The organism is Methylosinus sp. PW1 (assembly GCF_000745215.1).
In the GTDB taxonomy this organism is placed as follows: domain Bacteria; phylum Pseudomonadota; class Alphaproteobacteria; order Rhizobiales; family Beijerinckiaceae; genus Methylosinus.
In genome coordinates, this window is sequence record NZ_JQNK01000002.1 from 291,794 (window position 1) to 306,338 (window position 14,545).

Genomic DNA, 14,545 nt, shown 5'->3' on the forward strand with positions numbered 1-14,545 from the left:
CGGCCAAGTCCCTGCTTCTGGACGCGCTCGCCGGCGGCGTTGGACGTCCGTGACAATTCAGCGGCTTGTTCTCATGCGTCGGTCCCGGGCGTCGGCCTCGAGCCACGCTCGCCGAGGCGCGACGACCTTTGGATTTTCTCGGACGCCCGATCGCTCTATAGTCACGCTCAAGGAAAGCCCGGCGGCGACAAGCTCGACCTCGTCGCGCGCCAACGCCCATGTGATCCTCGAGGAGGCGCCCGCGCCCGCCGCCGCGCAGCAGGAGAGTGCGCGCATTCGAGAGCGCCCCTGGCGCCTGCTGCCGCTTTCGGCGCGCAGCGCTCCGGCGCTGATGGCGCTGGCGCAGGCCTATGCCGAGCGCGTCGAGGCGCTGCCTTCGGTCGGCGCCTTCGCGAATGTCTGCTACACGGCCGGCGTCGGCCGCTCGCATCTCGAGCATCGCGCGGCGATCGTCGCGGAGGATCCGGCGAGCGCGGCGCGGCTGCTCACGGCGCTCGCCGAGGAGCGTCGGTCGCCCGGCGTCCACATGGGCGTCTCGGCCGATCCGCCGAAGACCGCATGGCTCTTCACCGGCCAAGGCAGCCAATATGCCGGCTACTGTAACGGCAACTCCGCCGGTCCGGTTCGATCAGCGGGGAGGCGAAACCGAGCGTGACGATCCGCGCGCTGCCCTTTCTCGGCTCCATCCCATGTTTTACCGCACCAAAATGTCCCCGCTCGCCGCGAAACGGCGATCAGTCGAGCACCACGCTCAACGTGCCGCCATAGGTTACCGGCGGCATGCCGAGGGTCACGGAGGTCGGCGTGCTTCCGCTGCCGGGCGACCAGGACATGAAAGGCACCACATTGAAGAGGTTCTTACCCCAGAATGTCAGCCTGTAGCGGTTGTCGCTGGTCTTCAAGCCGGCGCCGACGCTGAGATCGACATAGGGCCGGTTCCAATATTGCACTACCGACCACGGATTGGTCAGCTGAATCTTATCCGTGTAGGCGACGTTGAAATAGCCGAACGCGCTGATCGGTTGTTCGGCCCACGGCCCCAATCCCGAGCCGCTGAACACCGCTCCGAGAGGTTGCTCGTAATTGGCTCCGGCCCTGAACGCCCATCTCGGAAGATTCGTCCAGCGCGTGTTGGACAGCGACATATACTGCGGCGCTTTGATGAAGCTGGCGGGCGCATTCGCAGGCGTCGACCAAGCCCAGTCGCTCGGCGCGGGCGCTTGTGTATATTTGACCCAGCGCGCGTCCGAGAGCGAGCCGGAGAAGGTGATCCATAGTTTCTCGATGGGGCTCCATCGCCCATCGAATTCGAAGCCGCGCATCCTAGCCTGTTCGGCGTTGCCGACATTGCTGACGGAAATCGGCGCGCCATTGGTGTCGTAGCTCGTCTTGCTTTGCACGACCTGAAAATTATACAGATCGGTCCAATAGGCGGTCAGGTTGAGAAACAGGCGCTCGTCCAGCCAGTTCGTCTTCACGCCCAGCTCATAGTCCCACGACACCTCGGGTTTATTGCCGAGAAGCGGAGCATGATCCACGAGGTAGTAGACGCCGTCGCGTTTCACATAGATCGGACCTGTGCCCGTTATGTTGACCGCCGAGGCTTTCTCTCCGCGGCCGACGAGACCGAACAGAGTGATATTGTCGTTGTATTTGTATTCCGGGTTGACGAGCGCGGTGAGCATGTTGCGGTTTTTCGCCTGAACTCCGGTGTCGGTCCACCCCCAGCCACCCGCCGCGATGATCGCCTGCTCCTGCTGGAAAGGCGAATATTGGGCGCCGTAATAGAGCGAGGGCCGGTGGCGCGCGGACCCGCTCCTCCGCTCCCAGGAATCCCTTATGCCGAATGTGATCGCCGCCTGCTCGTCTATATGATAGGTGGCGTTGGCGTATCCGGCTGCCTGGTGGGAGGTCGCTTTGACGTGCCACCAATCCGTGACGCCGGGGAGAGCCGCCGGGAGGCTGTACCATTTCGTCGCGTCGGCGCCGAAATCGGTATGATGCATCTGGCTCAGCACGTCTTCCGCAAAACCGTAGAGCCCGACTTGCCACTCGAATGGCTGCCCCTTCGGCGAGGAGAGGCGCAGCTCCTGCGAACCCTGGCCGGCATATGTATCCATGGAGCCGCTGCGAATGGCGGCCAATTGGTTGCCATCGGAAAAGCCTCGCTCGAGGCCTCGCTCGAAACCATAAGCCGATATCGACGTCAGCAGATAGTCGCCGATGCCGACGTTCAGCTCGTTGGAGACGGTGTAATTGCGTTGGGGATCCGTCCCTTCGCGCGCCATGTAAGGCTTGTATGGATCGAAGGTGAGAACGGGCCGACCGAGCCTGCTCGAGAAGTTCTGAGCGTAGCTTGTCGCCGGAGCCGTGCCATTCGCATAAATGAGGCTCGAATTGCCGATCGGAATGGCGCTGCGAAAATAGTTCCGGTATTCGTTCGAGCTGGCGTAGCTGAAGATGAGGCGGTCGCTTATCTCGTCCCCGACGAAGAGCAATTGGCCGCGCACGCCCCAACGATCGAAGTTACCGTAGCCCGCGCCCGTGACTTGGTCGTGAATGAACCCGTTGTCCCGGTCGAAATACGCGGTCACGCGATAGGCGAGCGCGTCCTCGATGATCGGGCCGGTGACGTTCACCTTTTCGGTCGTGCGTCCATAGCTTCCGTACGATGTCTCGAGTGTCGCCCGGCGTGTGAAGGACGGCGCCTGAGAGTGGATGACGACGCTGCCCATCGTCGTGTTCTTGCCACCGGCCGTGCCCTGGGGGCCATAGGCGACCTCGAAAGACGATATGCCGGAGAAGTTCATCCACTGGAAGCCCGGCGCTTGCCAGAACACGTTGTCGAGCACGAATCCGGTCGCTGAATGCGCGCCGACCCCGGTGTTCGATCCGGCGCCGACGCCACGGATCGACGCAAAAGACCATTGCGCAGTGCTGGTGTTCGGCCTGTAATTGGAGATTTTCAAGGCGAAGTCGTCGAGGGTCTGGAGCTGCTGCTCCTCGATTGTGTCCGACGTGACGACCTTGATCGCCCGCGGCGCTTTCTGCGCCTGCGCTTCGCGCCGCGCCCCTGCTTCGTCGCCCTGCACGAACACGTCCCCGACCTGCGCGTCCTGAGCGAGCGCCGGCGCGTTCGAGCCCACCAACAACGAGCCGCCGAGCAGCGTATAGGGAGCCAACGACGCACAAGAGAACAACCACCGCCTGAATGTCATTGACCTGACGCCCCTATCCGCGTGCCATAAACCAAGTTGGTCTAGCGGAAATAACGACTTACCTAGGTAGTGGCAAGCCGAAGCGGCGCGCTTGTCGGCGGAAGCGTGGCATAAGCGAATAATTATTGAACACTGTGGCTAATCTGCAACAGCCCCAGACCGGATCTCGATCGAGCGTGCGCATCCCTATCGTTCGGGGCGTTTCGCCAAGCCGATGCTTTCACATCGTATCTAGAGATGTTGCAGCGGACGGCATGATCGCCGCGCGGCGAATGCGCGCCACGCCCACGACTGTGACAGAAACGCTCTCTTCGAAGTTCGTATGTCGCAAAATTAGATGACGCCATTCGGTCTGCCCAAACTCATCCGAGCGGGCCGCCCTCGCCGAACTCGGCTTGACAGCTGTATCACAGCTATACATCATACTAATATGATATGATTAATATACTAAAGGATTCCCGATGGTCCGTTCAGTGTCCGGCGTCGCGACGAAAATGCGATTTCGTATCATGTCCAGCGCGTCCAGCCTCGCCTATATGGCGACGGCCGCTGTGGCTTTGTCGATGCAACTCGGCGGGTCTCGCGCTGAGGACGCTCCGGCTCCGGCTGCGGTGAACGTCCAAGTGGGCGATGTCGTCGTCCCCGGCGAGGACGACGACGGGGGCGAGACCTCGCGTCCCGTCATGGATGCGCAGAAAAAGCCGAAGTCGATCGTCGTCGTCGACCCCAAGACGATCGAGCGCCAGAACATCAATCGCCTCGACGAATTGCAGCAGCTCGTCCCGAGCTACAACACGGTCTCGAACGGCCGGGTGATCGACGGCCGCTCATCGATACGATCGGTCGGCGTCCAGGCCTCGGGAGAGGCTCCGACAGGCTATGTCGTCGACAATGTGTTTTGGCGATATCAAGGATTCCAATGGCTCGACCTGTTCGACGTGGCGTCCTTCGAAGTCGCCTACGGCCCACAAGGCACGGCCGGCGGCAAGAACACGTCGGTCGGCAACGTCATCATCCGCAACAATTTGCCGTCCTTCACGAGGCAGGCGATTGTCGAGACCAATTTCGCCAATTACGACCGCGTCATCGAGAAGGCCACCGTCACCGGCCCGGTCATCGACGACACGCTCGCCTATCGCGTCAGCTTCTTCATGGACAAGGGCGATGGCTGGAATCGCGATCCGGTGAGCGGCGCCGGCTACAAGAATACCGACCGTTGGGGCGTGCGTGGGCAGTTGTTCTATGTCGGCGACAATTTTTCCGACCGGCTCATCTTCAATTATGGCACATCTCACGAGTACAGCAATTACCCGGCCGTGGCGAAATCGGACTCGTTCATGGTCTACGCCAATGGAACGCGGCCGAGCTCGACCTTCGTGCAGAACGTCTGGAGGATCGGCAAGCCGATCGTGTCGCTGGACCCGTACCATCCCGCGATCGCGCGCCAGGGCGTCGAACCTGTGAGAACCATCAGCATCTCGAACGAGTTCAACATGGCCGTCGGCGAGAACATCCTGACCTCGATTTCCGCCTATGGCTTCAACCGCGACCTGCAGCCGTTTTTTCAAGATGGTCAGCTGCTGGAATTGTGGCGCGCCGGCATGGACACCTATGTCGGCCAAGGGTCGCAGGAATTCAGGCTGGCCTCGCCCAAGGATCAGCCGCTCGAATGGACGACCGGCCTCTATTTTTTCTATGACGATCTGCACAACCAGATGCACCATACGCAATTCGGCGTCGACGCCGCGAAATGGCTGAAGCGGCCAGCCGCGCTGCCTGGAGTCCAGGACTGGTGGTACACGACGATCCGGGACTTTCAATTCGCCGCTTTTGGACAGGCGACTTGGCATGTCGACGAGCAATTGGCGGTCACTCTCGGCTTGCGTGACAGCTACGAGATTACCGGCGGCGCAGTATGGCATCTCAACCGCTATTATCCCAACGTGTCGCTCGCTGATCAGGATCAGGCGGTCATCGTGGCGAGCAACTATGGAGGCGTTCAAGACAGCGGCTACCAATCGAAATATCTCAACCATGTTACGGCGATACTCAATCCGCAATATCAATTGAACGAGAATCTCCTTCTTTATGGGCTCCTGGGTCGCGCCGAGAAGGGCGCCGCCGCCAGCTCCGCGAATGCGCTCTACACGACCAATCCGAAAAATGGGCTGCGAGAATTCTTGCGCTTTCCGCCGCGCTTCGCCAAGCCCGAGGTCTCATGGGACTATGAGTTCGGCTTCAAGTCGAGCTGGCTCGACAATCGGCTGTTCTTCAACGCTAACCTCTATTGGAACGACTTCTACAATTTCCAGACGAACATTGTCGATTCTTCGGGTGTCGACGCGCTCGGAGCGCCCGTGTCCGTGTCCGTGCTCGGCAACGCTAAACACGCCCGCGTGCGCGGCGTCGAATTTGACGGACGCTGGAGCCCGGTCGAGCGGCTGTGGCTCAATTTCAACGCCGCCTTTACCGACGCCCGTTGGGTGTCCTTCCCGGACGCGCCGCCGCCGGCGGATTGGAACTGGTCCGGCGGCGACGTCGCCGCGCCCAAAGCGCTGTCGCTCTCCAACACGCGCTGGCAGAGCGTTCCACTCTGGACTTTCAACATCGGGGCGAACTACGAGCAACCTCTCGGCGCGATTTTCGCCGATCTCGGCGACTCGTCCAGCCTCGGAATTTTCGGCGAATGGGCCTCGAAGCCGTTCACCGCCTTCGGCTATTTCAACATCAACTGGCGCGACAAGACGCAGCTGACCAATCCCTGGTCCATTCTGCAATATTGGCAAGGAAGCTATGCGATCGTGAACGCGGGCGTCGGCATCCGCACCGACGACAATCGATACAGCCTCACCTTCTGGGCCAAGAACATCGGGGACGAGCGGCCCTTTTCCTCATGGGATCCGGGAACCGCGAGCACCCCCGCGACAGTCGGCGCGGCGCGTTGGCCGGCGACCTTCGGCGGCTCCTTTCGCGTGAAGCTTCTGTAAGCGCGCCGCCCACCACGCTCCTTTCAGGAATTCAGTCGATCTGGTCGGCCGAGACGGTCGCGGAAGACGTGGATTGCCCCACGGTCGGGATTACCGCCAGACCCTATGGGGGCGAGCGACGGCCGAGAGAGGGTAGGCTTCGGTTTGTCGTACGAACCGAAAGGAACCCCGAAGATGCGCCCGATTGTGGATCAAGCGCCTGTGGTCGCCGCTCTGGATTACGACAGCACGCTGATCGGAGCATTGGAGCTGAGCTCGAAGAAATGGGTTGTCGCGGTCCAAGTCCCGGGCTCGCGCAAGCACACGAAATATATGGTCGAGCCGAACGGTCCGGCTCTGGCGTCGCTGCTCGAGACGATAAAGGCGCGCAGCGCCGCGGCCGGCAAGCCGTCGAGCGTGGCGAAGATGTCGCCGAGGTGATCATGCGCCGGCGTGCCGTTGGGGAAGGGGCGGAAGCGACGCAAAAGGTCGAGCTTCCTCTCGCCGAAGCGCGCGATGTCGGTGAAGGCCTCCGCCCCGGCCAACACGGCGAGCAGCGACAAGAGCAAGATCTCGTCGAGCGGATACATGACTTTGCCGGGCTGCCGTTCGTCCGGCATGTCGTTGAAATATTGTAGGAACACCGTCGTCTCGGCCAAAGCCGCGCAATCCGACCCGTTCTCGTCCATCGACCTGACCTCCTGACCCGCATCACAGGAGGTCGACTGATTCAGCACGAGAGCGATCTGACGCCTACTTCTTCAGGCGATCGCCCTGGGCGGAGGCGCACATGCGCTTGCGCCCCGCCGCCGGTTCGGCTAAGGGGCTGTGCTTCATGCACTCCAGCCCGCCGGAAGAGCCGTGGCGCAGTCCAAGAAGCCTGTCGCGATCATCATGGGGTCCCAATCCGATTGGGCCACCATGCGGCATGGCGCCGAGACGCTCGATGCGCTCGGCGTCGGCTATGAGGCGCGCATCATATCCGCCCATCGCACGCCGGATCGGCTCAGCGCCTTCGCCAAAGGCGCCGAGGCGGAGGGCTTTGTGGTCATCGTCGCCGGGGCCGGCGGCGCGGCGCATTTGCCCGGCATGACGGCGGCGCATACGACGCTTCCCGTGCTCGGCGTGCCGATCGAGAGCGCTGCGCTCTCCGGCATGGATTCGCTGCTCTCCATCGTGCAGATGCCGGGGGGCGTGCCCGTTGGCACTCTGGCCATCGGCAAGGCCGGCGCGATCAACGCCGCTCTGCTCGCTGCGTCGATTCTCGCCCGCGGCGACGCCGAACTCGACGCGCGGCTGAAGGATTGGCGTCGCCGCCAGACCGAGCAGGTCGCCGAGACGCCGAGCGACGATGCGGGAGCCAAATGACCAGCCTGCGCCCCGGCTCCACCATTGGAATATTGGGCGGCGGCCAGCTCGCCCGCATGCTGGCCAAGGCCGGCGCCCGGCTCGGCTTGCGCGCCCATGTCTATTCGCCCGTGGCGGACGATCCGGCCTTCGAGGTCTGCGCCGCGCGCACCATCGCCGCTTTCGAGGATGCGACGGCGCTCGCCGGCTTCGCCGCGGCCGTCGATGTCGTCACTTATGAATTCGAGAATGTGCCGTCGCAGACAGCGGCTTTTCTCGAGGCGCATTCGCTGGTGCGGCCCAATCCGCGCGTGCTGGCGTTGACGCAGGACCGGCTCACCGAGAAGACTTTCGTCCGCGGCCTCGGCATAGAGACGGCGCCTTTCGAGAATGTCGAGAGCGTCGACATGCTGGCCGCCGCCGCATCGCGTCTCGGCCAGCCCGCCATATTGAAGACGCGGCGCTTCGGCTATGACGGCAAGGGCCAGATCATGCTGCGCGAGGGCGCCGATCTTTCCGCCGCTTTCGAGCAGCTCGGCCGCGCGCCTTGCGTCCTCGAGGGCTTCGTGCCCTTCGCGCGCGAGGTCTCTGTGGTGGCGACGCGCGGCGCGGACGGCGCCTTTCGCGCCTATGACGTCTGCGAGAACGTCCATGAGCATCATATTCTCGCGCTGACCGTCGCGCCGGCGCGGATTTCGCCTCAGACGGCGACCGCCGCCGTCGAAATGGCGCGCAAGATCGCCGAGGCGTCTGATTATGTCGGCGTGATCGCGGTGGAGATGTTCGTGGTCGAGACGGCGGGCGGCGAGCTTCTCGTCGTCAATGAGATCGCGCCGCGCGTGCATAATTCCGGTCATTGGACGCTGGACGGCGCCGTGACCTCGCAATTCGAGCAGCATATGCGCGCCGTCGCCGGCTGGCCGCTCGGTTCGACGCGCCGCCATGGCGCGCGCGTGGAGATGCGCAATCTGATCGGCGACGAGGTCGACAAATGGCCCGAGCTGCTCGCGGAGGAGGGCGCCTCGCTCCATCTCTACGGCAAGAAGGAGACGCGCCCCGGCCGCAAGATGGGGCATGTGACGCGGGTGTTCGAAGGTCGCGATTAGCGCGCCAGCGGCTCACCGCGCCTCCGCCACTCTGCGCCGGCCCGCCGCCGCGTCGAGATTGCGCTCCACCAGCGGCGCAATTCCCGCCACGATGCGGGCGACGCCCGCCGCATTGGGATGGATGTGGTCGTCCTGCATCAGCGCCGGGTGGCCGAAGACGCCCGCGAGAAAGAAGGGATAGAGCGAGGCGCCCCAGCGCGCGGCGAGCTTCGGATAGATTTGATCGAAGGTCACATTATAGACGAAGCCGAGCTCGGGCTTGGACAGCATCCCGCCGATGACGACGCGGGTTCCGCGCTTCTTATAGCCGTCGAGAATCCAATCGAGATTGCGCGCGACGACGGCCGGATCGGTCTGCGTCAGCATGTCATTGCCGCCGAGCTCGACGATGACGACGTCGGCGTCATAATCCTGCGGCGTCGAGGCGAGGCGGGTGGCGGCGTCGGCGGTGGTGTCGCCGGCCATGGAGCCATTGACCACCTCGACATTGCGATAGCCGTCGGCGCGCAGCCGGCGGGCCAGCGTCGGGCCGAAGCCATAGCCTTCCGGCACGCCGAGGCTCGTGCTGAGGCTGTCCCCGAGAATGAGCAGCTTGAGCGCAGGAGTAGGCTGCGCCGCTGCCGCTTGTGTGAAGGCGAGCGTGAACAGAGCCAGGGCCAACAGAAGGTCGCGACGCTGCCGCCGACCCGTCGCGTCGAAAAAAGAAGGTCTCAAGACGCACCTCGAAAATAGCCGGGTGAAATGTCGAGGGCACGATAGGGGCGGCGCGTATATTCGACGTGAAGAAATAGCGTCGGATTCGGCGCGTCGCCGAATCCGCGGCCTTTGCGCGATGTTCCGGAAAACGGACCAGCTCCACGCCTCAGTTGAGCTTGACGCGAAACGCCCCGCCGAAGGTCGCTGGCCAGCGCGCGAGAGTGACTCTCGCCGGGTTGGAGGCCGAGCCGGTGTCCCAGGCGGTGTACGGCCTCTCGTCGCCGATGTTCTTGGCCCAGAAGCTGAGGCTGTATTTATCGTCGTCCGTGCGGATGCCGACGCCGACATTCATGATCGCGTAGCTTCCCTGCCAATATTGCAGAATGGACCAAGGATTGGTCAGCTGCGTCTTGTCCTGCCAGTTGACGTTGAAATAGCCGAACGCCGTGAGGGGCTTCGAGGTCCAGTCGTCGAGGCCTGCGAACTTTCCGAAACCGCCGAGATCGGCGAAAACGGCGCCGAGCGGCTGCTCGTAATTCGCGCCGATGTTGAATGTCCACATCGGCACGCCCTGCCAGCGCGTGTTGGAGAGCGACAAATATTTCGGCGCCGCCTGGGTTCCCGACGTCCATTGCCAATCGGTCGGCGGGGCGGCGTCCGGATAGGACACCCATCGCGCGTCGGAGAAGGCCGCGTTGACGCTGATCCACAGCCTGTCGATCGGGCTCCAGCGGCCATCCAGCTCTATTCCTCGCAGACGCGCATGGTCGGCGTTGCCGAGCGAGGATACCGAGATCGGCGCGCCGAGCGCGTCGACGCGCGAGGAGTCGACGGTCGTGGTCTGAAAATTGTAGAAGTCGTTCCAATAGAAATTGGCGTTGAGCTGGAGCTTGTTGTCGAGCCAGTTCGTCTTGACTCCGAGCTCATAATCCCAGGAGACCTCGGGCTTGGTGAAGAGCGGAGTCCAGGCGCTGAAGACTTTCTGCTTGGCCGCATCGGTCGAATAGGTCGGATTGCCGCTCGTGTTGACGGCGGCCGCCTTCTCGGCGCGGCCGACGATTCCATAGAAGAGAATGTTCTCGTCCCATCGATATTGCGGATTGAAGATCGCCGTCACATGGTTGGAGCGCGTGGTCGCGCCGCCGCGGTCCGAAAGGCCGAAGCCGCTCGCCGCGATGATCGCCTGATCCTGATCGACGATCGAGACGGTCGGATAATATCGGTTGAGATGGCTCACCGAGCCCTGGCGAATTTCGTAGCTGTTGCGAACGCCGAGGGTGAGCGCCAGCTGCTCGTCATAATGCCAGGTCGCCTGCCCATAGGCGGCGAACTGAATGTCGCGCGCCTTGGTGTACCACCAATCCTGCACGCCGGGCAGCGCGCCGGGCATGTTCAGCCATTTCGCGGCGTCGGAGCCGAATTCGACATGGTGCATCTGGTTCGCGGAATCGTCGTTGAGGAAATAGAGGCCGGTCGTCCACGCCAGTTCTTGATCCTTCGGCGATGTCAGACGGAACTCTTGCGACGCCTGACCGACATAAGTGTCCATGCCATCGCGCCAGAGCGCCAGCAATTGCGTCTCTTCGAAATAGCGCTGCTCGTTTCGGTTGAACCCATATGCCGAGATCGACGTGAAGATATTGTCTCCGATCCCAATATTGAGCTCGTTGGTGGCGGTGATGGTTCTCACCGGGTCGACGCCCATGCGCGAGATGGACGGCTTATAGGGGTCCATTGACAGGATCGGCTTGCCGAGCCGCTTCCAGACGTTCTGGACCCAGGTCGAACTCGGCCGCGTGCCATTGGCGTAGACGAGGTAAGAATCGGCGTAAGGCGCGCTGTTGTAGCCATTATATTCGTGAGAGGCGCTGTAATTGAAAATGAGCCGGTCGGTGATCTCGTCGCCGACATAGAGAAGCTGCCCGCGGACGCCCCAACGGTCGGTGTTCTTATAGCCGGCGCCGCTCACCTGATCGCGAATCCAGCCGTCGCCCTTGTCCATGAAGAAGCTAACGCGATAGGCGAGCGCGTCGTCGATGATGGGACCAGTGACCGAGACTTTCTCGATGACGCGGCTGTAATTCGCGAAATTGGTCTCGACCGTCGCCCCTTGCGTGAATGACGGCAATCTCGTGTTGATGATCAGGCTGCCGACCGAGGCGTTCTTTCCACTTGCGGTGCCCTGAGGTCCATAGGCGATCTCGAAGGATTTGAGATCGAACAGGTCCATCCACTGGAAGCCCCAGTATCTCCAGAACACATTGTCGACGACATAGCCTGTCGGCGATTCTGTGCCGACGCCCGTGCCGGCGCCGATGCCGACCCATCGCATGGTTTGACGCGACGACTGCTGCGTGCCGCCGTTATTGGCGCGATAATTCGGGATCTTCTGCTGCAATTCGTCGGCGCGGTTGATGTTTTCGCGCTCGATGGTCTTCTCTTCGACGACGATGACGGAGCGGGCCTTTTTCTGCGCCTCTAGAACAGGACGCGAGGTTTCGCCCCCATTATCCTCCTCGCCGGGGACGACGACATCGCCGACCTGGACATTGACGGAACCTGCGGCAGGCGCGTCCTGAGCGAAAGACTCCTGTAATTGAGTAGAGAATGTGATCGCCGCCGCGGCCAAATAGGCGACGTACGAAGCGCTGGACATAAAATAAATTCGTGGCTCCGACGCGCCTCGAGGCTCTGAGCGGAACATGGACTGAACCTCCTTTTTTGTAAACTAATCCTATCAAATTAATAGAGTATTATTCCGATACGCTTGTCAAGCCGAGCTCGAGTCGAAGGGCGGCCGGCGGGCGTTCATTTGCACGTCGACACGCGCATCCGAACGAGAGGCTCCGGCGCTTCCGCGTCGAGCATCATCGTCGGCATTGCCGGCGCAAGATGCGTCGGATCGCTTTGAAGACTTGGCTGGGGTGGGTGGAGCGCTTCCCGTGACAAATCGTTTCCACGAACCGGAATACGACGCGGTGGCTCTAGCCGGCATCGTCTCCGCGCTGTTCTGCAGAGCGAAGCCGACCCAGTTATCATAGGAACATCGCTCCGCGAGTCCCGACTTTCATTGGCAGAGCCCCGAGCCGCGCCCGTGGGCGCTCTCGCGGCGTGAGGACGCTATTCGGCGAACTCCATGATCACCGCATCGACGGCGAGGCTGTCGCCCGGCTTGGCGGCGATCTTCTTGATCGTCACGTCGCGCTCGGCGCGCAGCACATTCTCCATCTTCATGGCTTCCACCATGCACAGCGGCTCGCCGGCCTTCACCTCCTGGCCCTCGACGACGTCGACCGTCTTGACGAGGCCGGGCATGGGGCAGAGCAGATGCTTGGAGACGCCGACATTCTTCTTCTTCGGCATCAGCGCGTTGAGCTCGGCCTCGCGCTTGGTGAAGACGCGCGCGTCCACCGCCACGCCCTGGTGCGAGAGCTGGAAGCCGTTGAGGATCGGCCGAATCTGCACATAGATGGAGGCCCCGTCTATGGTCCCCTCGAAGACGGGATCGCCCGGCCGCCAATGCGAGGAGATGCGGCGCGTGCGGCCGTCCTCCTCCTCGAAATGGACGATCAGCGCCTCGCCCTGCGTGTCCAGCGAGACATGGAACGACTGCTCGCCGAGCGCGCAGACGCGCTCGCGCTCGAACTCGAACGGCCGGCCGTGGCCGAGCTGTCCGCTGATCAATCGCTTGCGCTCATTGCCGATGTGATCGACCAGCGCCGCCACCGTCGCCAGCACATGGGCGACCTCGCCATCCGGCTGCGGCGCGGCGAAGCCGCCCGCATATTCCTCCGCGATGAAGCCGGTGGAGAGCTGGCCGGAACGCCAGCGCTCATGCTGCATCAGCGAGGCGAGGAAGGGGATGTTGTGGCGAATGCCGTCGATCACGAAGCGATCCAGCGCGCTGCCCTGGGCGTCGATCGCCGCGAGGCGGTCGGGGCCATGGGTGACGAGCTTGGCGATCATCGGATCGTAATGGATGGAAATCTCGCGGCCTTCCGCGACGCCCGTGTCGTTGCGCACGGTGATCGCGCCCTCGCGCTTCTCCTCCGGCGGGCGATATTTCACCAGACGGCCGATGGAGGGCAGGAAGTTGCGGGTCGGATCCTCGGCGTAGATGCGGCTCTCCACCGCCCAGCCATTGATCGTCACCTTCTCCTGGCGCAGCGACAGCGGCTCGCCGGCGGCGACGCGGATCATCTGCTCGACGAGATCGATGCCGGTGATGAGCTCTGTGACCGGATGCTCCACCTGCAGGCGGGTGTTCATCTCGAGGAAGTAGAAGCTCTTGTCCTGGCCGGCGACGAACTCCACCGTGCCGGCGGAATCGTAATCCACCGCCTTGGCGAGGGCGACGGCCTGCGCGCCCATGGCGGCGCGAGTCTCCTCGTCGAGAAGCGGCGAGGGGGCTTCCTCTATCACCTTCTGATTGCGGCGCTGGATCGAGCACTCGCGCTCGTTGAGGTGAATGACATTGCCATGCTTGTCGCCCAGCACCTGAATCTCGATATGGCGCGGGTTGACGATGAATTTCTCGATGAAGACGCGGTCGTCGCCGAAGGAGGAGGCGGCCTCGGAACGGGCGCGATTGAAGCCCTCGACCACTTCCTCGGCCTTGAAGGCGACGCGCATGCCCTTGCCGCCGCCGCCGGCGGAGGCTTTGAGCATGACCGGATAGCCGATCTCATTGGCGATGCGGACCGCTTCCTCGCCGTCCTGAATGACGCCGAGATAGCCGGGAACGACATTCACCTTGGCGGCGGAGGCGAATTTCTTCGACTCGACCTTGTCGCCCATCGCCTCGATCGCGCGAGGATTGGGGCCGATGAAGACGATTCCGGCCTCGGCCAGCGCCTTGGCGAAGGCGGCGCGCTCGGAGAGAAAGCCATAGCCGGGATGCACGGCCTCGGCGCCGGTCTCCTTGCAGGCCGCGACGATCTTGTCGATCAGCAAATAGGATTGCGCAGCAGGGGGCGGGCCGAGATGAATGGCCTCGTCGGCCATTTCGACATGAAGCGCGTCTGCGTCGGCGTCGGAATAGACTGCGACCGTCTTTATGCCCATGCGGCGAGCGGTCTTGATGATGCGGCAAGCGATCTCGCCACGATTGGCGATCAGGATTTTACGAAACATGCGCGCCCCGATACATGCGGAACGGCGCGCCTGCCATTCTCGACCAGCGAGAAAAGCGGGCGCGCCGGGATTTGATCTG

General features: G+C 62.7%; 9 protein-coding genes. 4 read left to right on the top strand and 5 right to left on the bottom strand.

Annotation, left to right across the window (positions count from 1 at the left end):
• Positions 1–73: 73 nt before the first annotated feature.
• Entirely contained in the window at positions 74–655 is a 582-nt protein-coding gene (locus K369_RS01850) for a hypothetical protein (protein WP_198032995.1), read from the top strand.
• A gap of 79 nt (positions 656–734) precedes the next feature.
• On the opposite strand, the gene K369_RS01855 is transcribed toward K369_RS01850, so the two are convergent.
• A complete protein-coding gene (locus tag K369_RS01855) occupies positions 735–3,218 on the bottom strand; it encodes a TonB-dependent receptor (RefSeq protein WP_036286851.1) in 2,484 nt (827 codons plus the stop codon).
• Between the two features lie 509 nt (positions 3,219–3,727).
• On the opposite strand from K369_RS01855, the gene K369_RS01860 reads away from it, so the two are divergent.
• The gene (locus K369_RS01860) at positions 3,728–6,205 is read left to right on the top strand and encodes a TonB-dependent receptor (protein WP_084570416.1); all 2,478 of its coding nucleotides are present in this window, start codon (positions 3,728–3,730) and stop codon (positions 6,203–6,205) included.
• Between the two features lie 218 nt (positions 6,206–6,423).
• Here the strand turns inward: K369_RS01860 and K369_RS27460 are convergent, their stop codons facing one another.
• Positions 6,424–6,873, bottom strand: a complete 450-nt coding sequence (locus K369_RS27460) for a transposase family protein (RefSeq protein WP_051948740.1) — start codon at positions 6,871–6,873, stop codon at positions 6,424–6,426.
• Between the two features lie 205 nt (positions 6,874–7,078).
• Here K369_RS27460 and purE point away from each other — a divergent pair, with 205 nt between their 5' ends.
• Both purE and K369_RS01875 read left to right on the top strand, forming a co-directional pair.
• On the top strand, positions 7,079–7,552 hold the full coding sequence (gene purE, locus K369_RS01870; protein WP_036287589.1) for a 5-(carboxyamino)imidazole ribonucleotide mutase: 474 nt from the start codon (positions 7,079–7,081) through the stop codon (positions 7,550–7,552).
• The gene (locus K369_RS01875) at positions 7,549–8,637 is read left to right on the top strand and encodes a 5-(carboxyamino)imidazole ribonucleotide synthase (protein WP_036286854.1); all 1,089 of its coding nucleotides are present in this window, start codon (positions 7,549–7,551) and stop codon (positions 8,635–8,637) included. Before purE ends, K369_RS01875 begins: the two co-directional genes overlap by 4 nt.
• A gap of 12 nt (positions 8,638–8,649) precedes the next feature.
• Here K369_RS01875 and K369_RS01880 read toward each other — a convergent pair whose 3' ends face one another.
• The 3 genes from K369_RS01880 to K369_RS01890 form a co-directional block, all read right to left on the bottom strand.
• Positions 8,650–9,297 carry an arylesterase gene (locus tag K369_RS01880; RefSeq protein WP_245278054.1) on the bottom strand — a complete coding sequence of 216 codons (648 nt, stop codon included), beginning with the start codon at positions 9,295–9,297 and terminating at the stop codon, positions 8,650–8,652.
• A 202-nt stretch (positions 9,298–9,499) separates the two neighbouring features.
• Positions 9,500–11,989 (bottom strand): TonB-dependent receptor, encoded by a 2,490-nt coding sequence (locus K369_RS01885; RefSeq protein WP_036286858.1) that lies wholly within the window; start codon positions 11,987–11,989, stop codon positions 9,500–9,502.
• 464 nt (positions 11,990–12,453) lie between these two features.
• Positions 12,454–14,466 (bottom strand): acetyl/propionyl/methylcrotonyl-CoA carboxylase subunit alpha, encoded by a 2,013-nt coding sequence (locus tag K369_RS01890; protein WP_036286861.1) that lies wholly within the window; start codon positions 14,464–14,466, stop codon positions 12,454–12,456.
• Positions 14,467–14,545: the final 79 nt, after the last annotated feature.

Excerpts from the sequence above, each read along its gene's own strand:
- K369_RS01860 (WP_084570416.1), top strand. The coding sequence starts at position 3,728 with ATGTCCAGCGCGTCCAGCCTCGCCTATATGGCGACGGCCGCTGTGGCT.
- K369_RS01875 (WP_036286854.1), top strand. The coding sequence starts at position 7,549 with ATGACCAGCCTGCGCCCCGGCTCCACCATTGGAATATTGGGCGGCGGC.
- purE (WP_036287589.1), top strand. The coding sequence starts at position 7,079 with ATGGGGTCCCAATCCGATTGGGCCACCATGCGGCATGGCGCCGAGACG.
- K369_RS01885 (WP_036286858.1), bottom strand. The coding sequence starts at position 11,989 with ATGTCCAGCGCTTCGTACGTCGCCTATTTGGCCGCGGCGGCGATCACA.
- K369_RS01850 (WP_198032995.1), top strand. The coding sequence starts at position 74 with ATGCGTCGGTCCCGGGCGTCGGCCTCGAGCCACGCTCGCCGAGGCGCG.
- K369_RS27460 (WP_051948740.1), bottom strand. The coding sequence starts at position 6,873 with ATGGACGAGAACGGGTCGGATTGCGCGGCTTTGGCCGAGACGACGGTG.
- K369_RS01855 (WP_036286851.1), bottom strand. The coding sequence starts at position 3,218 with ATGACATTCAGGCGGTGGTTGTTCTCTTGTGCGTCGTTGGCTCCCTAT.
- K369_RS01890 (WP_036286861.1), bottom strand. The coding sequence starts at position 14,466 with ATGTTTCGTAAAATCCTGATCGCCAATCGTGGCGAGATCGCTTGCCGC.